The 25957-nt window shown below is 56.5% G+C and carries 18 protein-coding genes and 1 pseudogene; 17 read left to right on the forward strand and 2 right to left on the reverse strand.

Going from position 1 to position 25957, the window contains the following annotated elements:
* Positions 1–265 precede the first annotated feature (265 nt).
* The 17 genes from SK58_RS08400 to SK58_RS08480 all read left to right on the forward strand — a co-directional run bounded on the left by SK58_RS08400 (position 266) and on the right by SK58_RS08480 (position 24577).
* On the forward strand, positions 266–5218 hold the full coding sequence (locus SK58_RS08400) for an alpha-2-macroglobulin family protein (RefSeq protein ID WP_048219667.1): 4953 nt from the start codon (positions 266–268) through the stop codon (positions 5216–5218).
* Between the two features lies 1 nt (position 5219).
* On the forward strand, positions 5220–7547 hold the full coding sequence (pbpC, locus tag SK58_RS08405) for a peptidoglycan glycosyltransferase PbpC (protein ID WP_048219669.1): 2328 nt from the start codon (positions 5220–5222) through the stop codon (positions 7545–7547).
* 88 nt (positions 7548–7635) lie between these two features.
* Complete coding sequence (locus SK58_RS08410) at positions 7636–10014, forward strand: DMSO/selenate family reductase complex A subunit (RefSeq protein WP_048219671.1); 2379 nt, start codon at positions 7636–7638, stop codon at positions 10012–10014.
* Positions 10011–10640 carry a DMSO/selenate family reductase complex B subunit gene (locus SK58_RS08415; protein WP_015572168.1) on the forward strand — a complete coding sequence of 210 codons (630 nt, stop codon included), beginning with the start codon at positions 10011–10013 and terminating at the stop codon, positions 10638–10640. Before SK58_RS08410 ends, SK58_RS08415 begins: the two co-directional genes overlap by 4 nt.
* Entirely contained in the window at positions 10633–11412 is a 780-nt protein-coding gene (locus SK58_RS08420; RefSeq protein ID WP_032669390.1) for a dimethyl sulfoxide reductase anchor subunit family protein, read from the forward strand. The genes SK58_RS08415 and SK58_RS08420 overlap by 8 nt, the downstream gene beginning before the upstream one ends.
* Positions 11412–12287 (forward strand): 4Fe-4S binding protein, encoded by an 876-nt coding sequence (locus SK58_RS08425; RefSeq protein WP_045911325.1) that lies wholly within the window; start codon positions 11412–11414, stop codon positions 12285–12287. Before SK58_RS08420 ends, SK58_RS08425 begins: the two co-directional genes overlap by 1 nt.
* Before the next feature lie 124 nt (positions 12288–12411).
* The gene (gene ndk / locus SK58_RS08430; RefSeq protein WP_003860625.1) at positions 12412–12843 is read left to right on the forward strand and encodes a nucleoside-diphosphate kinase; all 432 of its coding nucleotides are present in this window, start codon (positions 12412–12414) and stop codon (positions 12841–12843) included.
* Positions 12844–12990: 147 nt separating this feature from the next.
* On the forward strand, positions 12991–14157 hold the full coding sequence (locus tag SK58_RS08435; RefSeq protein WP_003860623.1) for a dual-specificity RNA methyltransferase RlmN: 1167 nt from the start codon (positions 12991–12993) through the stop codon (positions 14155–14157).
* 291 nt (positions 14158–14448) lie between these two features.
* Positions 14449–15459 (forward strand): cytoskeleton protein RodZ, encoded by a 1011-nt coding sequence (gene rodZ, locus SK58_RS08440; protein ID WP_045911326.1) that lies wholly within the window; start codon positions 14449–14451, stop codon positions 15457–15459.
* A gap of 26 nt (positions 15460–15485) precedes the next feature.
* The gene (ispG, locus tag SK58_RS08445) at positions 15486–16604 is read left to right on the forward strand and encodes a flavodoxin-dependent (E)-4-hydroxy-3-methylbut-2-enyl-diphosphate synthase (protein WP_017383528.1); all 1119 of its coding nucleotides are present in this window, start codon (positions 15486–15488) and stop codon (positions 16602–16604) included.
* Positions 16605–16685: 81 nt separating this feature from the next.
* Positions 16686–17960 (forward strand): histidine--tRNA ligase, encoded by a 1275-nt coding sequence (gene hisS / locus SK58_RS08450; RefSeq protein WP_022649001.1) that lies wholly within the window; start codon positions 16686–16688, stop codon positions 17958–17960.
* Between the two features lie 13 nt (positions 17961–17973).
* A complete protein-coding gene (locus SK58_RS08455) occupies positions 17974–18594 on the forward strand; it encodes a YfgM family protein (RefSeq protein ID WP_017383526.1) in 621 nt (206 codons plus the stop codon).
* Positions 18595–18604: 10 nt separating this feature from the next.
* Positions 18605–19783, forward strand: a complete 1179-nt coding sequence (gene bamB / locus SK58_RS08460) for an outer membrane protein assembly factor BamB (RefSeq protein ID WP_017383525.1) — start codon at positions 18605–18607, stop codon at positions 19781–19783.
* A gap of 112 nt (positions 19784–19895) precedes the next feature.
* Positions 19896–21368, forward strand: coding sequence for a ribosome biogenesis GTPase Der (der, locus tag SK58_RS08465; RefSeq protein ID WP_022648998.1), 1473 nt, complete (start codon positions 19896–19898; stop codon positions 21366–21368).
* Between the two features lie 299 nt (positions 21369–21667).
* Entirely contained in the window at positions 21668–23209 is a 1542-nt protein-coding gene (locus tag SK58_RS08470) for a peptide MFS transporter (RefSeq protein ID WP_015572174.1), read from the forward strand.
* A gap of 61 nt (positions 23210–23270) precedes the next feature.
* Positions 23271–24305: a Gfo/Idh/MocA family oxidoreductase gene (locus tag SK58_RS08475; protein WP_048219674.1), complete on the forward strand. Its 1035-nt coding sequence runs from the start codon at positions 23271–23273 to the stop codon at positions 24303–24305.
* A 50-nt stretch (positions 24306–24355) separates the two neighbouring features.
* Positions 24356–24577, forward strand: a complete 222-nt coding sequence (locus tag SK58_RS08480) for a zinc ribbon domain-containing protein (RefSeq protein WP_015572176.1) — start codon at positions 24356–24358, stop codon at positions 24575–24577.
* Here SK58_RS08480 and SK58_RS08485 read toward each other — a convergent pair.
* Positions 24574–24924 carry a protealysin inhibitor emfourin gene (locus tag SK58_RS08485; protein ID WP_006811517.1) on the reverse strand — a complete coding sequence of 117 codons (351 nt, stop codon included), beginning with the start codon at positions 24922–24924 and terminating at the stop codon, positions 24574–24576. The genes SK58_RS08480 and SK58_RS08485 overlap by 4 nt on opposite strands.
* A pseudogene (locus SK58_RS08490) lies at positions 24925–25943 on the reverse strand (M4 family metallopeptidase). It abuts the gene before it with no gap.
* Positions 25944–25957 lie beyond the last annotated feature (14 nt).

The raw sequence follows: 25957 nt of genomic DNA on the forward strand, positions 1-25957 counted from the left end.
GCGCACTCGGGGTGCGTCATGGTCATAAAACTAGCAGGCCTGATGCGAGCTTATCCAGCTATCTTCTTGTTTTAAAAACAAATGACGCGAAAGGTAACATGTTACGTTATGCGCTGTGATCGCCGTTCCATCACGGTTTGGCTGCGTGATGCCATTCTGCGAGGTGCTTTCCAGATTATAAAATTGGACTTTTTGTATTAACGAAACTTGCGGATAATACTTATCCGGACGATGACCAACAGGCCCCTCAGGCCAGGGACACAGGATGAAACCGTTTCGCTTAGCTGCGATCTCTCTCGCGCTGCTCACCACCTTTACGCTTGTCGGCTGTGATAACAGCGACGACAAACCTCAGGCCGCTGCCCCCGCAGCGTCTACTGCATCAGAACAGAAAACCCCGGCAAAACCGGATCCTGAAAAGCTGGCTAAGCTGGCCGCGCAGAGTCAGGGCAAGGCGTTGACGCTGCTGGATGCCTCTGAAGTGCAACTCGACGGCGCTGCGACGCTGGTTCTGACCTTCTCTGTACCGCTGGAGCCCAGCCAGGATTTTGCGAAAACGGTGCATGTGGTGGATAAAAAAAGCGGCAAAGTGGACGGCGCCTGGGAACTGGCCCCCAATCTGAAAGAGCTGCGCCTGCGCCATCTGGAGCCGAATCGTAATCTGGTCGTCACCGTCGAACGTAATTTGCTGGCGCTGAACAAAGCGACATTCGGCATCGACTATGAAAAAGCGATCACCACCCGGGATGTTGAACCGACGGTCGGATTCGCCAGCCGCGGATCGCTGCTGCCGGGTAAGGTGGTGGAAGGATTGCCGGTGATGGCGCTCAACGTCAACAATGTGGATGTGAACTTCTATCGCGTGAAGCCGGAGTCGCTGGCCTCGTTTGTCAGCCAGTGGGAGTACCGTAACTCGCTGACCAACTGGGAATCTGACAACCTGCTGAAGATGGCGGAACTGGTCTACACCGGCCGTTTCGACCTCAACCCGGCGCGCAATACGCGTGAAAAACTGCTCCTGCCGCTCAAAGATATTAAGCCGCTCCAGCAGTCTGGCGTCTATATCGCCGTGATGAATCAGGCTGGTCACTATAACTACAGTAACGCCGCGACGCTCTTTACCTTAAGTGATATTGGGCTGTCCGCTCACCGTTATCATAACCGCCTGGACATCTTCACCCAGAGTCTTGAAAACGGTGCGGCGCAGTCAGGTGTGGCCATTACCCTTCTGAACGATAAAGGGCAGACCCTGGCCGAGGCGAACAGCGACGCCGATGGTCATGCGAAACTGGAAACCGATAAAGAAGCCGCGCTGATCTTGGCCAGTAAAGATGGCCAGACGACGCTTCTCGACCTCAAACTTCCGGCGCTCGATCTGGCGGAGTTTGATATCGCCGGTAACCCGGGTTACAGCAAACAGTTCTTTATGTTTGGCCCGCGCGATCTCTATCGTCCGGGTGAAACGGTGATCCTGAACGGCCTGCTTCGCGACAGCGATGGCAAACCGCTTCCCGATCAGCCGGTAAAACTTGACGTGCTGCGCCCGGACGGACAGGTGGCGCGTACGGTCGTTGTGCAACCTGAGAACGGCCTTTATCGCTTCAACTATCCGCTCGATAGCGGCGCCCAGACCGGCATGTGGCATATTCGCGCGAGTACGGGCGATAACCAGCAGCGCATGTGGGATTTCCACGTCGAAGATTTTATGCCTGAGCGTATGGCGCTGAATCTGACCGGGCAAAAAACGCCAGTTTCCCCGCAGGATAATGTCGACTTTAACGTTGTGGGCTATTACCTGTATGGCGCGCCGGCTAACGGCAATTCTCTGCAAGGCCAGCTTTTCCTGCGTCCGCTACGTGACGCGGTGCCTGCGCTGCCTGGCTTCCAGTTCGGTGATATTGCCGAGGAGAACCTGAGCCGTAGTCTGGATGAAGTGCAGCTTACGCTGGACGAACAGGGGCGTGGGCAGGTTACCACCGAAAGCCAGTGGAAAGAGGTGCACTCGCCGCTGCAACTGATTTTGCAGGCCAGCCTGCTGGAATCAGGTGGGCGTCCGGTAACGCGACGCGCCGAGCAGGCTATCTGGCCTGCGGCTGAACTTCCAGGGATCCGCCCACAGTTCGCCAGCAAGGCCGTTTACGACTACCGTACCGATACCACCGTCAATCAGCCGATTGTCGATGAAAACGGCAACGCCAGCTTTGACATCGTCTATGCCGATGCCAGCGGGACGAAAAAAGCGGTATCTGGTTTGCAGGTGCGTCTGATCCGTGAGCGTCGCGACTACTTCTGGAACTGGTCCGAGAGTGAGGGCTGGCAGTCTCAGTTTGATCAAAAAGATCTGGTTGAGGGCGAGCAGGAGCTAAACCTCAAGGCCGATGAAACCGGTAAAGTCACCTTCCCGGTGGAGTGGGGCTCATACCGTCTGGAAGTGAAAGCCCCTGATGACATGGTCAGCAGCGTGCGCTTCTGGGCGGGGTACAGCTGGCAGGATAACAGCGATGGCACGGGCGCTGCTCGCCCGGATCGTGTGACGCTGAAACTGGACAAGCCATCCTATCAGCCAGGCGATACCATCAACCTGCATATTGCAGCGCCGGCCGCAGGCAAGGGCTATGCAATGATCGAATCCAGCGAAGGACCGCTGTGGTGGAAAGAGATCGACGTGCCAGCAAACGGTCTGGATCTCGCCATTCCGGTGGATAAGGACTGGAAACGTCACGATCTCTATCTCAGCACGCTGGTGGTTCGTCCTGGCGATAAATCCAAATCCGCCACGCCAAAACGGGCGGTTGGCCTGCTGCATCTGCCAATGGGGGACGAAAATCGTCGCCTGAACATCGCACTGGATAACCCGCAAAAAATGCGTCCGAACCAGACGCTTTCTGTGAAAGTGAAAGCCAGCGTAAAAGAGGGGACTGTGCCACAGAAGGTGAACGTACTGGTCTCGGCTGTCGATAGCGGCGTGCTGAACATTACCGACTACGTCACGCCGGATCCGTGGGAAGCTTTCTTCGGTCAGAAGCGCTATGGCGCGGACATCTATGATGTTTACGGCCAGGTGATTGAAGGTCAGGGACGTCTGGCCGCACTGCGCTTTGGCGGAGACGGCGATGAACTGAAACGCGGCGGTAAGCCACCGGTGAACCATGTCACCATAATTGCACAGCAGGCGCAGCCGGTTACGCTTGATGCCAACGGCGAAGGCACCATCACGCTGCCGATTGGCGATTTCAACGGCGAACTGCGTCTGATGGCGCAGGCCTGGACGGAAGACGATTTCGGCAGCAGCGAAAGCAAAATCATTGTGGCGGCTCCGATTATCACCGAGCTTAACACGCCGCGATTCCTCGCCAGTGGCGATACCTCCCGCCTGACGCTGGACCTGACTAACCTGACGGACCAGCCGCAAACGCTGAACATTGCGTTAACCGCAACCGGTAAGTTGTCGCTCGAAGGCGCTCAGCCAGAGCCGGTTAAGCTGCCGCCTGGCGCACGTAGCACCCTGTTTATTCCGGTGCGCGCCCTGGAAGGCTATGGTGATGGTGAAGTGACTGCTCAGGTGTCGGGGCTTCAGCTCCCTGGTGAGACGTTTGCGCCGCAGCAGAAGAGCTGGAAAATTGGCGTGCGTCCCGCATTCCCGGCGCAAACGGTGAATACGGGCACGATGCTGAACCCTGGCGAATCCTGGAGTGCACCAGCACAGCATATCAACGGTTTCTCGCCTGCCACGCTACAGGGGCAGCTGTTGCTCAGCGGTAAACCACCTTTAAATCTGGCGCGCTACATTCGTGAACTTCAGGCCTATCCATACGGATGTCTTGAGCAGACCACCAGCGGCCTGTTCCCGTCGCTTTACACCAACGCGGCACAACTTAAGGCACTGGGTATTAAAGGCGATACCGACGATAAACGCCGTGCGGCCATTGATATCGGGATCTCCCGTCTGCTGCAAATGCAGCGTGACGATGGCGGTTTTGCCTTGTGGGATAAAAACGGCCCGGAAGAGTACTGGCTGACCGCCTATGTCACGGACTTCCTGGTGCGGGCAGGGGAGCAGGGTTACAGCGTGCCTGCCGAGGCAGTGAATAACGCCAACAGCCGACTGCTGCGCTATTTACAGGATCCGGGGATGATGTCCATCCGCTACAGCGACGACACCCAGGCCAGCAAATTTGCTGTTCAGGCGTACGCTTCGCTGGTGCTGTCTCGTCAGCAAAAAGCGCCGCTCGGTGCGCTGCGTGAAATCTGGGAGCGCCACGCTCAGGCTGCTTCCGGGCTTCCGTTGATGCAGCTGGGCATGGCACTCAAACTGATGGGGGATGCACCGCGCAGCCAGCAGGCGCTGGATCTGGCTCTCAAAACTCCCCGTAACGACAGCCGAAACTGGATGGCGGATTACGGCAGCCAGCTGCGTGATAATGCCCTGATGCTCTCCCTGCTGGAAGAGTACAAGCTGCTGCCGGATGCGCAAAACAGGCTGCTGAACGCGTTATCTGAAGACGCGTTCAGCCAGCGCTGGCTGTCTACCCAGGAGAGCAATGCGCTGTTCATGGCCGGACGTTCACTGCAAACCTTGTCAGGCGCGTGGACGGCAACGACCAGCCTCTCTGAACAGACCCAGAGCAGTGATAAAGCGCAGGTAGAAAACCTGAACGGCGACCAGCTTGATGCCTTGCAGGTGACGAATACCGGCACTACGCCGCTGTGGGTACGACTGGACACGACTGGCTATCCGGAGTACGCGCCTCAGCCATCCTCTAATGTCTTGCAGATTGAACGTCATATCCTGGCGACAGACGGCAGCAGCAAGTCGCTCTCTTCTCTGAAGAGCGGTGAGCTGGTTCTGGTGTGGCTGGAGGTGAAGGCCAGCCAGAACGTGCCGGATGCGCTGGTGGTGGATCTGCTCCCGGCAGGTCTGGAGCTGGAAAACCAGAATCTGGCGAGCAGCAGCGCCAGCTTGCAGGACAGCGGCAGTGAAGTGCAAAACCTGCTGAATCAGATGCAACAGTCTGATATTCAGCACATGGAATTCCGCGACGATCGCTTTGTGGCCGCGGTGCCGGTCAATGAAGGTCAGCCGGTCACGCTGGTTTACCTGGCCCGTGCCGTTACGCCGGGAACCTACCAGGTGCCTGTTCCGATGGTCGAGTCCATGTACGTTCCGCAGTGGCGGGCAACGGGGGCGGCCAGTGGCCCGCTGATCGTTGTTCCGTAAGATGCGGATAGCACGCCTGATTCGCTCCCGCTGGCTGTGGCTGGCGGGAGCGCTTCTCGTTTCAGGGGGGCTGATTGTCGTCGCTGACCGCGTGTGGCCGTTGCCCCTGAAAGAGGTCAACCCAGCGCGAGTGGTGGTGGATGAGCAGGGTGTTCCGCTGTGGCGTTTTGCCGACAGCGAAGGCATCTGGCGCTATCCGGTTACCATTGAAGAGGTTTCCCCACGCTATCTTGAGGCGCTGATCCAGTATGAAGATCGCTGGTTCTGGGATCACCCGGGCGTCAATCCGCTTTCTGTACTGCGTGCCGCCTGGCAGGATCTCACCTCCGGGAGAGTGGTTTCCGGCGGGAGCACGCTTACCATGCAGGTGGCGCGCCTGCTGGATCCGCATCCGCGTACCTTTGGCGGTAAAATTCGTCAGCTGTGGCGGGCGATGCAGCTGGAGTGGCATCTCTCCAAGCGTGAAATCCTGACGCTGTATCTTAACCGTGCCCCGTTTGGCGGCACGTTGCAGGGCGTGGGCGCGGCAAGCTGGACTTACCTGGGCAAACCGCCGTCTCAGCTGAGCTATTCCGACGCGGCGCTGCTGGCAGTGCTGCCGCAGGCACCCAGCCGTCTGCGCCCGGATCGCTGGCCGGAACGTGCCGAAGCGGCGCGGAACAAAGTGCTCGACCGCATGCTGACTCAGGGCGTCTGGTCTGAGAAGCAGGTGAAAGAGTCCCGTGAAGAGCCGGTCTGGCTGGCTCCCCGGCAGATGCCGCAGCTGGCGCCGCTCTTTTCCCGCATGATGCTGAGTAAAAGTCGTGACACAAAAATAGTCACCACGCTGGATGCAGCTTTGCAACGACAGCTTGAAGAGCTGGCAATGAACTGGAAATCACGCCTGCCTGCCCGCAGTTCGCTGGCGATGATCGTCGTGGATCATACATCCATGAAAGTGCGTGGCTGGGTAGGCTCGGTAGATATCAATGATGACAGCCGTTTCAGCCACGTGGATATGGTCAATGCGATCCGATCGCCGGGATCGGTCCTCAAGCCATTCATCTATGGCATGGCGCTGGACGATGGTCTGATCCATCCCGCTTCGTTATTGCAGGATGTGCCAAGAAAAACGGGGGATTATCGTCCGGGCAACTTTGACAGCGGCTTCCATGGGCCGGTCAGTATGAGCGAAGCCCTGGTGCGTTCCCTCAACCTGCCTGCGGTGCAGGTTCTGGAAGCGTACGGCCCAAAACGTTTTGCCGGAATGCTGAGCAACGCGGGATTACCGCTCATTCTGCCTGCGGGGGCACAGCCCAACCTTTCTCTGATCCTGGGGGGCGCAGGCGCACGCCTGGCTGATATCGCTGCCACCTATAGCGCCTTTGCGCGTCAGGGTAAGGCGGGCCGGCTGCGTTTACAGCCGGGCGATCCGCTGATCGAACGTCCGCTGCTGTCGCAGGGGGCGGCGTGGATCATTCGTCGCATTCTCGCTAATGAAGCACAGCCCCTGCCGGACAGTGCGCTGCCCCAGGTTGCGCCGCTGGCGTGGAAAACGGGCACCAGCTATGGCTACCGGGATGCCTGGGCCATCGGGCTGAACGCCCGGTATGTCATTGGAATCTGGACCGGACGCCCGGACGGCACGCCCGTTGCCGGGCAGTTTGGTTTCGCCAGCGCGGTACCGCTCCTGAATCAGGTCAATAACATGCTTCAGTCCCGCTCGATGGTGGATGAAGTGCGTCTGCCGCGCGATCCGCGTCCCGCAAGCGTAGGACGGGGCGTAATTTGCTGGCCGGGGGGCCAGTCCCTGCCTGAAGGGAGCGAAAACTGTCGGCGTCGGCTGTCAACCTGGCTGCTGGAAGGCAGTGAACCGCCTACGCTACTGCTGCCGGAACAGGAAGGTATTCGCGGGATCCGTTTCCCGGTCTGGCTGGATAAAGAAGGCAAACGCGTTGCGGCGGATTGCCCTGATGCGACAGAGAAAGTGCTGGATGTCTGGCCGCTGCCGCTGGAGCCCTGGCTGCCTGCTGCCGAAAAACGGGCTGCTCGTCTCCCCGCCCGTTCAGCGGTTTGCCCTCCGCTGGATAACCATAATGCGGCGCCGCTGATGTTGTCAGGCGTCAGAGAAGGGGCGGTAATTAAACGTCTTCCAGGTGAGAAAAATATGACCCTCAACGTTTCAACCAGCGGCGGAGAGGGGCAACGATGGTGGTTTTTGAATGGCGAACCGCTGGACGGGCATCAGAAGAATTATTCACTGCAATTATATTTGCCGGGTAAATATCAATTAATTGTATTAGATGAAACAGGACAAACGGCGACAGTGAATTTTGAATTAGATCGCTAAGTATTACCCCTCAAGAGTTAGCTTGATAATTATCAATATTCGTTCCTGAAAAAAAACGAGAATGCGTTTTTATTTGAAGGAACGAGCAATGAAAAAAAATAAACATCAGGGAGTGGGGTTTATTCCCGCCATATCCCGGCGTCAGTTTATTCAGGCAGGGTCAGCGCTCGCCGCCCTGCCGTTTGTCGTCAAAACCGGCAAAGCACAGGCACAGGGCACGGCGGTTTCAGACGCTACGCCTGAAGAAAAAGTGGTGCAAACCTGTAGTACGTTTGACTGCGGCGGGAAGTGTGATATTCGTGCTCACGTCAGTGATGGCGTTGTGACCCGAATTTCAACGCGTCCGGATAACGCGCTGGATCCGCAGATGCCAGTAATGCGCGCCTGCGTTCGTGGTCGGGCTTATCGGAAATTTGTTTATCACCCCGATCGACTGAAATATCCAATGAAACGCGTAGGTAAACGTGGCGAAGGAAAATTCGAGCGTATTACCTGGGATGAAGCCACCACCCTCATTGCGAATCAATTAAAAACTATTACGCAAAAATACGGTGCTGCGTCACGCTATGTTCATGTGGGCACCGCGGTGTCCGGCGGGACCTTTTCCGGCGATAAAATGGTTCGTCGTCTGCTCAACTTAACCGGCGGCTATCTCGAAAGCTATCACTCGGTCAGTATGGGTAACACGGCGGCGGCAACGCCGTATACCTATGGCACCGCCGCCAGCGGCAGCTCTCTGGACACGCTGCTGGACACCAAACTGGTCATTCTCTGGGGGCATAACCCGACGGAAACCATCTTCGGGCACAGCAACCACTTCTACCAGAAGATGAAGCAAAACGGCACGCGCTTCATTGTTGTCGACCCACGCTATTCCGATACGGTTTCCTCCCTTGCCGATCAGTGGATCCCGCTGCTTCCCACAACAGACAACGCCCTGATGGACGCGATGATGTATGTGATCGTCACGGAGAATCTGCACGATCGCGACTTTATTCAACGCTACACCCTGGGCTTTGACGAAGACGCCATGCCAGAGGGCGTTCCGGCCAATGAATCCCTGATGGCTTACCTGAGCGGTGCAAAGGATGGCGTGGCGAAAACGCCTGAGTGGGCAGAGAAAATCACCCACGTGCCTGCACAAACTATTCGTCAGCTGGCGCGTGACTACGCAACCACCAAACCCGCCGCGCTGATCCAGGGCTGGGGACCGCAGCGTCACAACTGCGGCGAGCGCACCGCGCGCGGCTCGACGATACTGGCCACGCTAACGGGTAACGTCGGGGTGAAAGGCGGCTGGGCAGCAGGCTATGGCGGCTGCGCAAACCGCAAATTTGCGGCCGGGCCAGAGATGCCGGACAACCCGGTCAACGCCAAAATTTCGGTCATGAACTGGGTCCAGGCCGCGGATGATGCTTCTAAGGTAACCGCGGAAGATGGCCTGAAGGATGCTGAGAAGCTGGACAGCAATATCCGCATCCTGTTCTCGCTGGCGGGCAATTATCTGGCTAACCAGAACCCGGATCTTCATCATGCAACCCGTGTCCTGGAAGACGAGTCGAAAATCGAGTTTATCGTCGCAAGCGATCTGTTTATGACGCCGAGCGCCAGATACGCCGACCTGCTTTTGCCGGAAACCAGCTTCATGGAACGCTGGAATATCGGCGAAACCTGGGGCACGGCAAGCTATCTGATCCTGTCAGAAAAGCTGATTGAACCTGAATTTGAACGCCGTTCAGACTACGACTGGCTACGGGAGGTCGCTGCTAAGCTTGGCGTCGAGCCAGCGTTCAGCGAGGGCCGTGACGAAAAAGCGTGGATTGAGCACATCTGGGAGCAGACGCGGCTGTCCATGCCGGATGAAAACCTGCCGGACTTCGCGACGCTACAGAAGACGCGTCAGCATCTTTTCAAAAGCGCGCCGTACGTTGCCTTTGAAGACAACATTCGCGATCCGCAGAATCATCCGTTCCCGACGCCGTCCGGAAAAATTGAGATCTTCTCGAAGCGTCTGTACGACATGCAGCACCCGGAAATCCCGGCGCTGTCGCACTACGTGCCTGCCCATGAAGGGCCGGAAGACGAGCTGGTCAAAACCTTCCCGCTCCAGCTGATCACCTGGAAAGGGAAAAACCGCGCTAACTCCACCCAGTACGCCAACCCGTGGTTAATTGAGGCGCAGCAGCAAAAGCTGTGGATCAACCCGCAGGATGCGCAAAAGCGCGGCATTGCGCAGGGGGATACCGTGCGTATTCATAACGCGCGCGGCATTTGTGAGATCCCGGCGGAGGTCACGCCGCGCATCATTCCAGGCGTGGTGGCCATGCAGGCAGGCGCCTGGTGGCAGCCGGACGCGCAGGGTATCGATAAAGGCGGCTGCGCGAACGTGCTCAGTTCCGCCCGTATTACCGCGCTTGCGAAAGGGAATTCCCATCAAACCATGCTGGTGGAGGTAGCTAAAGCATGAGTCAGTTTAAACATTACGCACCGGTGAGCGACAAACAGCTGGGTTTTTATATCGACTCTTCTCGCTGCTCGGGCTGCAAGGCATGTCAGGTGGCGTGCAAAGATAAAAACAACCTTGAGGTCGGACGTCGTTTCCGTCGCGTTTATGAAGTCAACGGCGGGAGTTTTATCCCGACCGGGCAGGGCGGCGTCAGCAACAACGTTTTTGCCTACACGCTCTCTATTTCCTGTAACCACTGCGCAGACCCTGTCTGCACCAAAAACTGTCCAACCACCGCGATGCATAAGCGTCCGGGGGACGGCATTGTGCGCGTTGATACTGATAAGTGTGTCGGCTGCGGCTACTGCGCATGGTCTTGCCCTTACGGCGCGCCACAGCTCAACGAGCAGACTGGGCAGATGTCCAAATGTGATTTCTGCGTGGATCTCCAGGCGAAGGGAGAGCAGCCCGTCTGTGTGGCAACCTGTCCACTCGAAGCGATTAAATTCGGGCCGATTGATGAACTGCGGGCGAAGTATGGTGCGGTCTGTGATGTGAAAGGCCTGCCTGATTCCTCCATCACCAAACCAAACCTGGTGATCAAAGCGCATCAGGGCGCAGAGAAAGAGGGGAAACGTCATGCATGAGTTACCACTGCTGATTTTTACGTTGTTCCTGCAAGGATCGGTTGGCGTTACGCTGTGGCTGGCGTTCGGAAGCACGCAACGCAGCGCGCTGCTGCCGGCAGCCGGAGCGTTTGTGCTGGCGAGTCTGGGGCTGCTCGCCTCCGCGCTGCACATGGGCTATCCGCTTAATGCTCTTAACGCGCTGCGCCACGTATCCAGCTCCTGGCTGAGCCGTGAGATTATCTTTGCCAGTCTTTATCTTGCGGCGCTTGGCTTCGCAACGCTGCTTATGTTTGTCAAAAAGCCAGGCTGGAAGCCACTGTTGGTTGTGGCAGGTCTGGTTGGTTTAGTCGACGTGTTCTGCATGGCGCAGATCTACATGCACGCATCCGTGGTGACATGGCAGCACGTTAACACGCTGGTGCTGTTTATCGGCTCGGTAGGAATAATCGGCTCAGCCTGCATGGCCTGTGCGCCGCATGCCCGCATCAACGTGCGTGCGGCGGTTGTCATTATTACGCTGCTGGTGCTTGTGCGTCTGGTGATGCAGCCCGTCTGGCTGGCAGATATTACGGCTATGGACAACACCGTGGTGACGTTCCCTCACGCACCGCTACAGATGCTGGAGCAACTTCGAACCGTGCATCTGCTGAGCTGGTGCGTATCCGTTGCGGGTATGCTGTGCTTTGCTGCGGGCGGTCTGAAAGCGGCGCGATCTCCCATGCTGCTGGGAAGCGCATTGCTGATTGTCGGTGAGCTGATGCTGCGCTTCGTTTTCTTCAGTATTGGCTGATGGGCGGATTGACCTTTGCCCCGGCGATGGACGTGACGCATGCGTGCGTCCGTCGCCGTTTTCGCCACGCTTCCTGCCTCGCCTGCGCGGACGTCTGTCCTGTGCAGGCTTTTTCTTTTACCGACTCAGGCGTCTCGGTTGATGACAGCCGCTGTATTGAATGCGGTGACTGCCTGTTCGTCTGCCCCGCTGAGGCCATCACCGGCATCACGCCGCGAAAACGCTTTCTGTGTGGCGATACGCTTGTTGGGCCGTTTACTGACCGTGCGCCAGGGGTGAATGAGCTTCTGCTGTGGCACGCGCAGTACCACGTTCGTTTTATCAGTATCGACGCGGAGCAGAATCCTGACTGGTTGCTGGCGATTGCCCGGTTGAATCTGGCGCTTCGTCGGCGCGGTGAAGCGGCGTGGGCGTTTAAACATATACCCGTCAACGAGGTTAATACCGCCCGGCGTGCGCTGATGCACGTTCCCCGTGAGGATGTCCGGGCCTGTAGCGTCGTGCCCGGTCAGCGTAAACTGCGCAGGGCGTTTTCTGCGTTTAGCGAGGCAGAGATAACTCTCGATGCCAAATCCTGCATACTGTGCGGCGCGTGCTGGCGAAGTTGTATGGAAAACGCGATTCGGTTTAAGAACGCTGAACTGGTCGTGGAAACCGGACGCTGTACGGGGTGCGGCGGCTGCGAAGCGGTATGCCAGCATGCGGCGATAAACGTGACGCAAACAGACGGGGTAGGGAAAAGCGTGACCATACCGGCATATGAAGCCGTTTGCCTGACGTGCCACCGTCATTTCTGGTCATTTACGTCTGATGAAAAGCAGTGTCCGCTCTGTTTTCATCATCAACACGGTATGCGAAATACGAGCTGTTGCTAATCTTCGTCTCATTTTAAAAAAATGTTATGCATAACCATAGGCAATGGCGCTATTGCTCTTTATAATCCGCGCCACACCATACTCAGGTATGCAAAAACAACAGAACATTTTACAGAGGTTATCAATGGCTATTGAACGTACTTTTTCCATCATCAAACCAAACGCGGTGGCAAAAAACGTTATTGGCAGCATCTTCGCTCGCTTTGAATCAGCAGGGTTTAAGATCGTTGGCACCAAAATGCTGCACCTGACCGTTGAGCAGGCTCGCGGTTTTTACGCTGAGCACGAAGGTCGCCCATTCTTTGATGGTCTGGTCGAGTTCATGACCTCTGGCCCAATCGTGGTATCCGTACTGGAAGGCGAAAACGCGGTACAGCGTCACCGCGATCTGCTGGGTGCAACCAACCCGGACAACGCGCTGGCAGGTACTCTGCGCGCCGACTATGCAGACAGCTTCACCGAGAACGGCACCCACGGTTCCGACTCTGTTGAATCTGCTGCGCGCGAAATCGCGTTCTTCTTCGCTGAAGGCGAAGTGTGCCCGCGCACTCGCTAATAATTTCGTAAATGCCGCGTGCAAACGTGGCATCCCTGCGCCAGACTTTGTACAATGCAACGCCCCGGACGAGCAGACTGCTTACCGGGGCGTTTCTTTTCAACCCACCAAGGGCCACAACGTGTAACAACGAGGCCGGAAAAAATTATGTCTGAATTAGTGAATACCTCCGAAGTCGCCATTCCTGCGGTTCCCAATAAAAATGGAAAAATTAACCTGCTGGACCTGAACCGTCAGCAGATGCGCGAGTTCTTTAAAGAGATGGGCGAGAAGCCATTTCGTGCCGATCAGGTCATGAAATGGATGTACCACTATTGCAGCGACAACTTTGATGACATGACGGACATCAACAAAGTGCTGCGCAATAAGCTTAAAGAAGTGGCGGAAATCCGCGCACCGGAAGTGGTGGAAGAGCAGCGCTCTTCAGATGGCACCATCAAGTGGGCCATTGCCGTTGGCGATCAGCGCGTTGAAACCGTGTATATCCCGGAAGACGATCGCGCTACGCTGTGCGTCTCTTCTCAGGTGGGCTGTGCGCTGGAGTGCAAATTCTGCTCTACGGCGCAGCAGGGCTTTAACCGTAACCTGCGCGTGTCGGAAATTATCGGCCAGGTCTGGCGTGCCGCGAAAATTGTGGGCGCGGCGAAAGTCACCGGTACACGTCCAATCACCAACGTGGTGATGATGGGGATGGGTGAACCGCTGCTCAACCTGACCAACGTCGTTCCGGCGATGGAAATCATGCTCGACGATTTCGGCTTTGGTCTGTCCAAGCGCCGCGTTACGCTCTCTACTTCCGGCGTTGTGCCTGCGCTGGACAAACTGGGCGACATGATTGACGTTGCGCTGGCCATCTCCCTTCACGCGCCAAACGACGCCATCCGTGACGAAATTGTGCCGATCAACAAAAAGTACAATATCGAAACCTTCCTGGCTGGCGTGCGCCGTTACCTGGAGAAATCCAACGCGAACCAGGGCCGCGTGACCATTGAATACGTGATGCTGGATCATGTTAACGACGGTACCGAACATGCACACGAGCTGGCTGAACTGCTGAAAGATACGCCATGTAAGATCAACCTGATCCCATGGAACCCGTTCCCGGGCGCGCCGTATGGCCGTAGCTCGAACAGCCGTATCGATCGCTTCTCAAAAGTGCTGATGGAGTATGGTTTCACCACCATCGTTCGTAAAACGCGTGGCGATGATATCGACGCAGCCTGTGGTCAGCTGGCGGGTGACGTTATTGACCGTACCAAACGTACGCTGCGTAAGCGCATGCAGGGTGAGTCAATCGCGGTCAAAACCGTTTGATTATTATGCATACACGGCGCGTTTTTTGCGCCGTGAAGCATTAATTTACTGAATATTCAGTCACAATCATTATGACTGATTAATAATTACGGTGCGTTTCATACGACTTTCGGGCAGTATGTAACGACGTAACAACAGTTTAGCGTGAAGGCCTGCCAGCGCTGTCATCTGCGGCCCGACAGTCTTATACTGTTTGTTCCAGGTTAACTGACCTAAAGTTTCGCGGTGCGGGTGGCATTGTGACTCACCGGCACCTGAACCCTTATTTTCACGTACCAGTAGTTGTAGCGAATGAATACTGAAGCCACTCACGATCAAAATGCAGCACTCTCCACTGGCGTTCGTCTTCGCAACGCCCGTGAACAACTCGGACTCAGCCAGCAAGCCGTTGCAGAACGCCTGTGCCTGAAGGTTTCCACCGTTCGCGATATTGAAGAAGATAAGGCACCCGCCGATCTGGCTTCAACGTTTCTGCGCGGTTATATCCGTTCTTACGCCAAACTGGTTCATATCCCTGAAGACGAATTACTGCCGATGATGGAGAAGCAGGCGCCTGTGCGTGCGGCAAAAGTTGCGCCGATGCAGAGCTTCTCTCTGGGTAAACGTCGTAAAAAACGCGATGGCTGGCTGATGAGCTTTACCTGGCTGGTCCTGTTCGTGGTTGTCGGCCTGACGGGCGCATGGTGGTGGCAAAACCACAAAGCGCAGCAGGAAGAGATCACGACGATGGCCGATCAGTCCTCCGCTGAGCTCAATCAGTCTGGTAATAACGGCGCGCAAAGCGTGCCGCTGAGCACCGAAGGAGCTGCGACCTCCAGCGAACCTCAGGCGGCAGCAAGCAGCACGCCTGCAACCGAGCCAGCGACGACGCCAGAAGCGACGGCGAATAACGCACCAGCCACCCAGGCCCAGGATCAGAACGCGGTCGTATCACCTTCACAGGCCAATGTTGATACCGCCCCTGCGGCAACGGCACCGGCAGATAACACCGCGGCGTCACTGCCAACTGACCCGGCGGGTACGGCGGCACCTGCCGTTGACCCGAATGCGCTGGTGATGAATTTCACGGCGGATTGCTGGCTGGAAGTGACTGATGCGACAGGTAAAAAGCTGTTCAGCGGCCTGCAACGTAAAGATGGCACGTTAAATCTAACGGGCCAGGCACCTTACAAGCTTAAAATCGGCGCACCGGCAGCGGTACAGATCCAGTATCAAGGAAAACCTGTCGATCTGAGCCGCTTTATCAGAACTAACCAGGTTGCGCGTCTTACCGTTAATGCCGAACAATCAGCAGCACAGTAACAGACGGGCAATGCGGGAGATTTTACATGCATAACCAGGCTCCTATTCAACGTAGAAAATCGAAACGGATTTACGTTGGGAACGTGCCAGTCGGCGATGGGGCGCCTATCGCCGTCCAGTCGATGACCAATACGCGTACTACGGATGTAGAAGCGACGGTCAATCAAATCAAAGCATTAGAACGCGTAGGCGCGGACATTGTTCGCGTCTCTGTACCGACCATGGATGCCGCCGAGGCGTTCAAACTGATCAAGCAGCAGGTGAGCGTTCCGCTGGTTGCCGATATTCACTTCGATTACCGTATCGCGCTGAAAGTCGCTGAATATGGTGTCGATTGCCTGCGTATTAACCCAGGCAACATCGGCAACGAAGAGCGCATTCGCATGGTTGTTGACTGCGCCCGCGACAAAAACATTCCAATCCGTATCGGCGTGAACGCTGGCTCACTGGAAAAAGATCTCCAGGAAAAGTACGGTGAGCCGACGCCGCAGGCGCTGCTCGAATCCGCAATGCGTCACGTCGATCATCTGGATCGCCTTAACTTCGATCAGTTTAAAGTGAGCGTGAAAGCGTCTGACGTCTTCCTGGCCGTTGAATCGTATCGTCTGCTGGCAAAACAGATCGATCAGCCGCTCCACCTTGGGATCACCGAGGCGGGCGGTCTGCGAAGCGGTTCGGTAAAATCGGCGATTGGTCTCGGCCTGCTGCTCTCTGAAGGCATCGGCGACACGTTACGCGTCTCCCTGGCCGCCGATCCGGTGGAAGAGATCAAAGTCGGTTTCGACATCCTGAAATCACTGCGTATCCGCGCGCGTGGGATCAACTTCATTGCCTGCCCAACCTGTTCACGTCAGGAGTTTGACGTGATCGGCACCGTGAATGCTCTGGAGCAGCGCCTGGAAGACATCATCACCCCGATGGACGTTTCCATCATCGGCTGCGTGGTGAACGGTCCGGGTGAAGCGCTGGTGTCCACGCTGGGCGTTACCGGCGGTAACAAGAAAAGTGGTCTCTATGAAGATGGCGTTCGTAAAGATCGTCTGGATAATAGTGATATGATCGACCAGCTCGAAGCCCGGATTCGCGCGAAAGCGACGATGATGGACGAAGCGAAGCGCATCAGCGTTCAGCAGGTTGAAAAATAACGTGATGGGAAGCAGGCTGCTTCCCATGTATGATTGAACCCATTCTTTGGGTTCTTTTTTGTATATAGAAAGAGAATAAACGTGGCAAAAAACATTCAAGCCATCCGCGGCATGAACGATTATCTGCCTGGCGAAACCGCCATCTGGCAGCGCATTGAAGGCACACTGAAGCAGGTGCTCGGCAGCTACGGTTACAGCGAAATTCGTTTGCCGATTGTAGAGCAGACCCCGTTATTCAAACGCGCGATCGGCGAAGTAACCGACGTGGTTGAAAAAGAGATGTACACCTTTGAGGATCGCAACGGCGACAGCCTGACCCTGCGTCCTGAGGGGACGGCGGGTTGCGTACGCGCCGGCATCGAACATGGTCTCCTGTACAATCAGGAGCAGCGCCTGTGGTATATCGGCCCGATGTTCCGCCACGAACGTCCGCAAAAAGGCCGCTACCGTCAGTTCAACCAGCTTGGCGTGGAAGTGTTTGGTCTGCAAGGACCAGATATCGATGCTGAGCTGATTATGCTTACTGCCCGCTGGTGGCGTGCGCTCGGTATTTCTGAGCACGTTTCCCTGGAGCTGAACTCTATCGGTTCTCTGGAAGCGCGTGCGAACTATCGCGATGCGCTGGTGGCGTTCCTGGAACAGCACAAAGAGAAGCTCGACGAAGACTGTAAGCGTCGAATGTACAGCAACCCGCTGCGCGTACTTGATTCCAAAAATCCTGACGTACAGGCGCTGCTGAACGATGCGCCAGCGCTGGGTGACTACCTGGATGAGGACTCCCGCGAACACTTTGCCGGCCTGTGCAAGCTGCTTGAAGCGGCGGGCATTGCTTATACCGTTAACCAGCGTCTGGTGCGCGGTCTGGACTACTACAACCGCACCGTATTTGAGTGGGTCACCACCAGCCTCGGTTCGCAGGGCACCGTCTGTGCCGGCGGTCGTTATGACGGACTGGTCGAGCAACTGGGTGGTCGTGCAGCACCGGCTGTAGGCTTCGCGATGGGCCTTGAGCGACTTGTTTTGCTGGTTCAGGCAGTTAATCCGGAATTTAAAGCCGATCCTGTTGTCGATATATACCTGGTGGCTTCAGGTGCGGATACGCAGTCTGCGGCGATGCAGCTTGCCGAACGCGTGCGCGATGCGCTGCCGGACGTTAAGCTGATGACCAACCACGGCGGCGGCAACTTTAAAAAACAGTTTGCTCGTGCCGATAAGTGGGGCGCAAGTATCGCACTGGTGCTGGGTGAGTCCGAAGTGGCCAACGGCGAAGTGGTAGTCAAAGACCTGCGCTCTGGTGAGCAAACTACGGTAACGCAGGATGGCGTTGCGGCGCACTTGCGCACTCTATTGGGCTAAGGAGAAGGACTGCGTGGAAATTTACGAGAACGAACACGACCAGGTTGATGCGGTTAAGCGCTTCTTTGCTGAAAACGGCAAGGCACTGGTTGTAGGGGTTATTTTAGGTGTTGGTGCGCTGGTAGGCTGGCGTTACTGGAACAATCATCAGGCTGACTCTGCTCGCGGTTCGTCCCTGAACTACGAAAATACCGTTAGCGCAATCCGTGCCGATCAGCCGCAAACGTTGACGGCTGCGGAGAAATTTGCCGCTGACAACAAAAACACCTACGGCGCGCTGGCTGCGCTGGAAGTGGCTCAGCAGTATGTTGATAAAAACGAACTGGACAAAGCCGCTGCGCAACTGTCTCAGGGGCTTGCTGCTGCCAGTGACGAAAATCTGAAAGCGGTGATCAATCTGCGTCTGGCGCGTATCCAGGTTCAGCAGAAAAAAGCCGACGACGCGCTGAAAACGCTTGATACCATCAAAGGCGAAGGCTTTGCCGCTATTGTTGCCGATCTTCGCGGTGAAGCACTGCTGAGTAAAGGTGATAAAGCGGGCGCGCGTAAAGCGTGGCAAGCTGGCGTGGATAGTAAAGCTTCACCTGCGCTGAGCGAAATGATGCAGATGAAAATAAATAATTTGTCCGTCTGAGAGGGACCCAATGCAATTGCGTAAATTACTTCTGCCAGGACTGCTTTCTGTTACGTTATTGAGTGGTTGTTCACTGTTCAGTGGCGAAGAAGACGTTGTTAAAATGTCCCCGCTGCCGACGGTTGAAAACCAGTTCACCCCATCCACCGCCTGGGACACCTCCGTGGGTGATGGTATTGGCGATTTTTATTCCAACCTGCACCCGGCATTTGCTGACGGCGTTGTCTATGCGGCCGATCGCAAAGGCACCGTTAAAGCGCTGAACGCTGATGACGGAAAAGAAGTGTGGTCCATTAACCTGGCGGAAAAAGACGGCTGGTTCTCCCGTAAACCTGCACTGCTTTCTGGCGGCCTGACCGTTGCTGGCGGTCACGTGTATGTGGGCAGCGAAAAAGCGCAGGTTTACGCGCTGAATGCCAGCGACGGTTCGGTTGCATGGCAGACCACCGTTGCCGGTGAATCCTTGTCGCGTCCGGTTGTCAGCGACGGCCTGGTGCTGATCCATACCAGCAACGGCCAGTTGCAGGCGCTGAACGAAGCCGATGGTCTGGTAAAATGGACGGTTAACCTGGATATGCCAGCGCTGTCTCTGCGTGGCGAATCTGCTCCGGCGACCGCCTTTGGCGCCGCCATTGTGGGCGGTGACAACGGCCGTGTCAGCGCGGTACTGATGCAGCAGGGCCAGATGATCTGGCAGCAGCGTATTTCCCAGGCGACCGGTTCAACTGAAATTGACCGTCTGAGTGACGTGGACACCACGCCAGTTATCGTCGACGGTGTGGTTTACGCGCTGGCATACAACGGCAACCTGACGGCGCTGGACCTGCGTAGCGGCCAGATCATGTGGAAACGTGAGCTGGGTTCCGTGAACGATTTCATCGTCGACGGCAACCGTATTTATATGGTGGATCAGAACGACCGTCTGCTGGCGCTGAGCACCGAAGGTGGCGTGACGCTGTGGACGCAGAGCGATCTGCTGCACCGTCTGCTGACCGCACCGGCACTGTATAACGGCAGCCTGGTGGTGGGCGACAGCGAAGGCTATATGCACTGGATCGATCCAGAGAATGGTCGCTTCGTGGCACAGCAGAAAGTGGATAGCTCAGGCTTCCTGACGGAGCCCGTTGTGGCTGACGGCAAACTGCTGATTCAGGCAAAAGACGGCACGCTGTACGCGATCACGCGTTAATTACACGGCGGTTGTAGTATACTAAACGGCTCCTGTTCACTCAGGAGCCGTTTTGACATTTTTAAAAACGCTGCGAAAGCGACGTTATTTTGAATTTTATGAGGCTTCAAACATGGTACCTGTGGTCGCGCTTGTCGGGCGCCCTAACGTTGGAAAATCCACTCTTTTTAACCGTTTAACACGCACCCGTGATGCGCTGGTTGCGGATTTCCCGGGGCTGACGCGTGACCGTAAGTACGGTCGTGCAGAGGTGGAAGGACGCGAGTTCATCTGTATCGATACCGGGGGTATTGACGGTACGGAAGACGGCGTAGAAACCCGCATGGCAGAGCAATCTCTGCTGGCTATCGAAGAAGCGGATGTGGTTCTGTTTATGGTGGATGCTCGCGCTGGCCTGATGCCCGCGGATTCTGCTATCGCTAAACATCTGCGTTCACGCGAAAAGCCAACCTTCCTGGTGGCGAACAAAACTGACGGCATCGATGCCGATCAGGCTGTTGCGGATTTCTGGTCTTTAGGCCTGGGCGATATTTATCCTATCGCGGCCTCGCATGGTCGTGGCGTTACCAGCCTGCTGGAAACCGTTCTGCTGCCGTGGGTAGATGAAGTGAACCCGCCGGAAGAGGTGGACGAGGACGCTGAATACTGGGCGCAGTTTGAAGCCGGAGAGGAAGGCGAGGAAGAGCCGGAAGACGACTTCAACCCGCAGGATCTGCCTATCAAGCTGGCTATCGTGGGTCGCCCAAACGTAGGTAAGTCTACGCTTACTAACCGTATTCTCGGTGAAGAGCGCGTGGTGGTTTACGACATGCCAGGCACAACGCGTGACAGCATTTACATTCCAATGCAGCGCGATGAACGTGAGTACGTACTTATCGACACCGCAGGGGTGCGTAAGCGCGGGAAAATCACCGATGTGGTAGAAAAATTCTCGGTGATCAAAACCCTTCAGGCGATTGAAGACGCCAACGTGGTGCTGCTGGTCATCGACGCACGTGAAGGTATCTCCGATCAGGATCTCTCTCTGCTCGGCTTTATCCTCAATAGTGGGCGCTCGCTGGTTATCGTCGTCAACAAGTGGGACGGGCTGAGCAATGAAGTGCGCGAGCAGGTGAAAGAGACGCTGGACTTCCGTCTGGGCTTTATCGACTTTGCCCGCGTTCACTTCATCTCTGCCCTGCACGGGAGTGGTGTTGGCAACTTGTTCGAATCCGTTCGTGAAGCCTATGACAGCTCTACCCGCCGTCAGAGCACGGCGATGCTGACCCGTATCATGAACATGGCTGCTGAAGACCACCAGCCGCCGCTGGTGCGCGGTCGTCGCGTGAAGCTGAAATATGCTCACGCCGGGGGGTATAACCCGCCTATCGTGGTGATCCACGGTAACCAGGTGAAGGATCTGCCGGACTCCTACAAACGCTACCTGATGAACTACTTCCGCAAGTCGCTGGACGTGATGGGTACGCCTATCCGTATTCAGTTCAAGGAAGGGGAGAACCCGTTTGCGAATAAACGCAACACCCTGACGCCGAACCAGATGCGTAAGCGTAAGCGTTTGATTAAGCACATTAAGAAAAGCAAATAATTCTTACCGAACTCACTAAAACCCGCGCCTGTCGCGGGTTTTTTTCGCCCATTCAAAAGGCCTGCCTTCCCTGTGTGATGTCAATCACTATTCGCTTTTAACCATGTTTATATCTAAGAAAGTAGACAATCATCGAATTTTCGTCTTAAAGTCCAGGGTTCGGTACTAGACAAAACTAGCGCCTGGTTATCAAATGGTTAACCAACATTTCGCCGCATGTAAAAAATCGATCGGATACGTAACCGTTCGGCGTACATGCTGGTGTTTACAAGCACGACACATACCTTTTCGGGAGAATTATGCAATCCTCTGTTAATCAAAAAGAGAGCCGAACCTTCTTCGGCCATCCTTATCCGCTCGGTTCGCTGTTCTTCACCGAGATGTGGGAGCGTTTTTCGTTTTACGGTATTCGCCCGCTACTGATTCTGTTTATGGCCGCCACCGTGTATGACGGCGGAATGGGCCTGGCGCGTGAAAACGCCTCGGCGATTGTCGGCATCTTTGCCGGCACCATGTACCTCGCTGCGCTGCCGGGCGGCTGGCTGGCGGATAACTGGCTCGGCCAGCAGCGGGCCGTCTGGTACGGTTCGATTTTGATTGCGCTCGGGCACCTGTCGATCGCCCTGTCGGCCATCATGGGCGACAACCTGTTCTTCATCGGCCTGATGTTTATCGTGCTCGGCTCCGGCCTGTTCAAGACCTGTATCTCGGTCATGGTCGGCACCCTGTATAAAAAAGGCGATGCGCGTCGTGACGGCGGTTTCTCGCTGTTCTATATGGGCATCAACATGGGCTCGTTCATTGCCCCTCTGATTTCCGGCTGGCTGATTAAAACCCACGGCTGGCACTGGGGCTTTGGTATCGGTGGTATCGGGATGCTGGTCGCCCTGATTATCTTCCGCGTGTTTGCCGTTCCGGCCATGAAGCGCTACGACAGTGAAGTCGGTCTGGACTCCACCTGGAACAGTCCGGTAGTGAAACGTAACGGCGTGGGTGCCTGGCTGCTGGCGCTGGCTGTGGGTGTTGCAATCATCGTAACGTTGATTGCCCAGGGCGTGATTGTGATTAATCCGGTCGCGGTCGCCAGCGTGCTGGTGTATGTGATTGCCGCCTCCGTCGCGCTCTACTTCATCTATCTGTTCATCTTCGCCGGGCTGAATCGCAAAGAGCGCGCAAGGCTGCTGGTGTGCTTTATTCTGCTGGTCTCCGCCGCGTTCTTCTGGTCCGCGTTCGAGCAGAAGCCAACCTCCTTCAACCTGTTCGCCAACGACTACACTAACCGCATGATCGGTGATTTTGAGATCCCGGCGGTGTGGTTCCAGTCGATCAATGCCCTGTTCATCATTCTGCTGGCCCCGGTATTTAGCTGGGCATGGCCGAAGCTGGCGAGCAAAAACATTCGTCCGAGCAGCATCACCAAGTTCGTGATCGGCATTCTGTGCGCGGCGGCGGGCTTTGGCCTGATGATGCTGGCGGCGCAGAACGTGCTGAGCAACGGTGGGGCAGGGGTTTCTCCGTTCTGGCTGGTGGGCAGTATCCTGATGCTGACGCTCGGGGAACTGTGCCTGAGTCCGATTGGTCTTGCGACCATGACCCTGCTGGCGCCGGAGAGAATGCGCGGCCAGATGATGGGCCTGTGGTTCTGCGCCAGTGCGCTGGGTAACCTGGCTGCGGGGCTGATTGGTGGTCACGTGAAGGCCGACCAGCTGGATATGCTGCCAGACCTCTTTGCCCGTTGCTCCATTGCGCTGCTGATTTGTGCTGCGGTGCTGATCGTCCTCATTGTTCCGGTGCGCCGCATGCTGGAAAATGCGCAGACTAAACCGGCCGCTAACGCCTGATAAACCTCGACCTTGCCGGGGTGGCGTTATGCCCCGGCAATTGACTTAACGAGGTAAGAACATGCTGTTAGGGTTTGTTGGGCTTGGTGCAGTGGTTGAAACGGCTTACTTACCGGCAATACGAAATCTTTTTCCTGATACTCCGCGCTGTTTAGGTTTTGATATTCATCCCGAGAAGCAGCCTGAAGGGGTCACACGTTGCGCGTCGCTCGGTGAACTTCTTTCCCACCCGCTGGATACCCTGTTTATCACCACTTCCTCCCTGTACCATCTCGAGGTACTTGAGCAGGCGCTGGCCTCACCCGCGTCGCGTATTGTGGTAGAAAAACCGATTGTCGCCACGCTGCCCCAAATTGAAAAACTGAAAGCGCTGCTGGCTCAACCGGGAGCCGCCGACCGCGTGCTGGCGCTCGATCACTGGATGGCGCGTCTCGATAGCGTAAAGCAATCACTGGTCGCTCATGTTTCTGACATCGTCAAAATCGAAGGCTTTTTGCAGGAGCCAAGCGGGTATAACGCTGAAGGAGAGCCCATTGCGCTCAACTTCGCCACCGGCGAGCCAGACGCGCGAACGCTTCGCCATCCAGATGGTGTGATTCTGGATATCGGTACGCACGTGCTGGCGATGCTGCGTGAAACGGTGCGTTACCTGGGCGGCAGTGACGATATGACGTTGCAGGTGGTGACAGCAAAAGACCGCCTGGGCCGCGAAATCGCAACGGGCGATCTGACCACGGCGGAAGGCGAGGCGCATTTGCAGGGAAGCATCAGCGGCGTGCCGGTGGACATCTGGCTTAACAAATACGCGGGGCCTGCGGGCGGGCAAAAGGGATTACGCTTCTATTTGCGCGACGGGCGCATCGTCAGCCACGACCGACGCGGCGCAGAAGATGTGCTGGAGCTGATTAAGGGTAAAGAAATTCAGCGCTGGCATATTCCCGGTACGATCTACGGGCATTGCCTTGCGGAGCATATTCTGGGGGCAAAAAGTCTCTTTGAACGGGATCCGCACGAGGTGAGCCGCACGACGCGCCGCAGGGTCGAGGAGGTGACGCTGCTGCTGACCTTACAGCAACAGTTGCGTGGCCCGCACTGAACACGACGTGGTAAAATTATCGCAGACCTGAACGCTTTGAAGGAGTCACCATGACGATTACCTGCCCGGATTGCCAGACACCGCTGGAGCCCCTGAACGGGGTAGCGCACTGCGAAAGTTGTAATAAAGATATCGCGCTCGAAGCCCGCTGCCCGGAGTGTCATCAGCCACTCCAGGTACTAAAAGCCTGCGGTGCGGTGGACTATTTTTGCCAGAACGGCCACGGTCTTATCTCTAAAAAACGCGTGGAGTTTGTTCGGGCCGAAGGTTAATCGCACACGCAGCCTTCACCTTTCTGCCACAGTTCCACCAGCGACTCGGGTGCTTCCTGCTCGGGTACCAGCACGATGATATCGGCGTAGTGCGCCTGATTTTGGCCGGTCCAGATAATCTGGATGCGGAAATAGCGCTGGTCACCGCTGCCGGGGGAAGAGGCTTGCCCGGGCGGCTGGCCGCGCGGGAAAGCCTGCTCAAGAATGCTCACCAGGCGCTGGCGCTGGGCCTCATTAAGCGAGGAGAGCGCAATGGTGCGCTGGCCGCTCAGCTTAGGGATAAAGGCGACGCCGCCTTCCCGGGCCAGCTCAACCACGGCGTCATCCGTCAGTTCCGGAACCTGCATTTACAGTACTCCCACCTGTTCCCAAGCTTGTTTAATGGCCGCCCCAACGTCGCTACCGGATCGTTTCTCGCCGTGCGCTATCGTCAGTTTTGCGAAAGCGTCAAAATCCGCATCCTGCGCCAGGTTGCGATCGCAAACCGTGTCGTACCAGGCATAACCCGCTTTTCCCAGGCGTAGCCACCGATCGCCGTTGCGGCCAGGTAAAACGCGCGGTTGGGGATGCCGGAGTTAAGATGCACGCCGCCGTTATCCTCGCGCGTTTTGATGAAATCTTTCATGTGCGCGGGCTGCGGGTCTTTGCCGAGCAGCGGATCGTCGTAGGCGGTACCGGGTTCAGACATTGAGCGCAGCCCTTTGCCGTTAATCCCCGCTGCCAGCAGCCCTTCACCAATCAGCCAGTCTGCCCGATCGGCGGTTTGCTTAAGATGGTATTGCTTCACCAGCGAGCCGAACACGTCTGATAAGGACTCGTTCAGCGCGCCCGACTGCTCAAAATAGATCAGTCCGGCTTCGGTCTCGGTCACGCCGTGGCTCAGCTCATGCGCCACCACGTCGATGGCAATGGTGAAGCGGTTGAAGATTTCTCCGTCACCGTCGCCAAAGACCATCTGCTGGCCGTTCCAGAAGGCGTTCTGATATTCCCGGCCATAGTGCACGGTGCCGGTGAGGATCAGCCCTTTGTTATCGAGCGAATCGCGCTGATATTCTTTCCAGAAGAAATCATGGGTGATACCCAGATAATCGTACGCTTCATCCACCGCCACATCGCCGTTGGAGGGCTGGCCTTCATAGCGCACCTGGGTACCCGGCAGCTCCTGGGTCTGTTTCGCATCGTAGATGTCACGCTCAAGCTGACCGGCTTTATTAACATGCGGGGCGGCGGGTTTGCCCGGCATATGGGCCATCAGCGTCTGGACGTGGGTTAAGGTCTGACGGGCGCAGCGCTGCTGCGGCTCAGAACCGCTTTCGATAATACGGCGAAGAATATACGGAGGGATGACGCTATGAAAATGGGGCATGCTGCTCTCCTTAT

The sequence above is a fragment of the Enterobacter sp. BIDMC93 genome (genome assembly GCF_001037805.1).
Lineage (GTDB): Bacteria > Pseudomonadota > Gammaproteobacteria > Enterobacterales > Enterobacteriaceae > Enterobacter > Enterobacter hormaechei_C.

Coding starts and splice junctions, on each gene's coding strand:
- SK58_RS08410 (WP_048219671.1), top strand. CDS start 7,636: ATGAAAAAAAATAAACATCAGGGAGTGGGGTTTATTCCCGCCATATCC.
- SK58_RS08470 (WP_015572174.1), top strand. CDS start 21,668: ATGCAATCCTCTGTTAATCAAAAAGAGAGCCGAACCTTCTTCGGCCAT.
- SK58_RS08425 (WP_045911325.1), top strand. CDS start 11,412: ATGGGCGGATTGACCTTTGCCCCGGCGATGGACGTGACGCATGCGTGC.
- ndk (WP_003860625.1), top strand. CDS start 12,412: ATGGCTATTGAACGTACTTTTTCCATCATCAAACCAAACGCGGTGGCA.
- SK58_RS08415 (WP_015572168.1), top strand. CDS start 10,011: ATGAGTCAGTTTAAACATTACGCACCGGTGAGCGACAAACAGCTGGGT.
- der (WP_022648998.1), top strand. CDS start 19,896: ATGGTACCTGTGGTCGCGCTTGTCGGGCGCCCTAACGTTGGAAAATCC.
- bamB (WP_017383525.1), top strand. CDS start 18,605: ATGCAATTGCGTAAATTACTTCTGCCAGGACTGCTTTCTGTTACGTTA.
- SK58_RS08435 (WP_003860623.1), top strand. CDS start 12,991: ATGTCTGAATTAGTGAATACCTCCGAAGTCGCCATTCCTGCGGTTCCC.
- rodZ (WP_045911326.1), top strand. CDS start 14,449: ATGAATACTGAAGCCACTCACGATCAAAATGCAGCACTCTCCACTGGC.
- pbpC (WP_048219669.1), top strand. CDS start 5,220: ATGCGGATAGCACGCCTGATTCGCTCCCGCTGGCTGTGGCTGGCGGGA.
- ispG (WP_017383528.1), top strand. CDS start 15,486: ATGCATAACCAGGCTCCTATTCAACGTAGAAAATCGAAACGGATTTAC.
- SK58_RS08400 (WP_048219667.1), top strand. CDS start 266: ATGAAACCGTTTCGCTTAGCTGCGATCTCTCTCGCGCTGCTCACCACC.
- SK58_RS08475 (WP_048219674.1), top strand. CDS start 23,271: ATGCTGTTAGGGTTTGTTGGGCTTGGTGCAGTGGTTGAAACGGCTTAC.
- SK58_RS08420 (WP_032669390.1), top strand. CDS start 10,633: ATGCATGAGTTACCACTGCTGATTTTTACGTTGTTCCTGCAAGGATCG.
- SK58_RS08480 (WP_015572176.1), top strand. CDS start 24,356: ATGACGATTACCTGCCCGGATTGCCAGACACCGCTGGAGCCCCTGAAC.
- SK58_RS08485 (WP_006811517.1), bottom strand. CDS start 24,924: ATGCAGGTTCCGGAACTGACGGATGACGCCGTGGTTGAGCTGGCCCGG.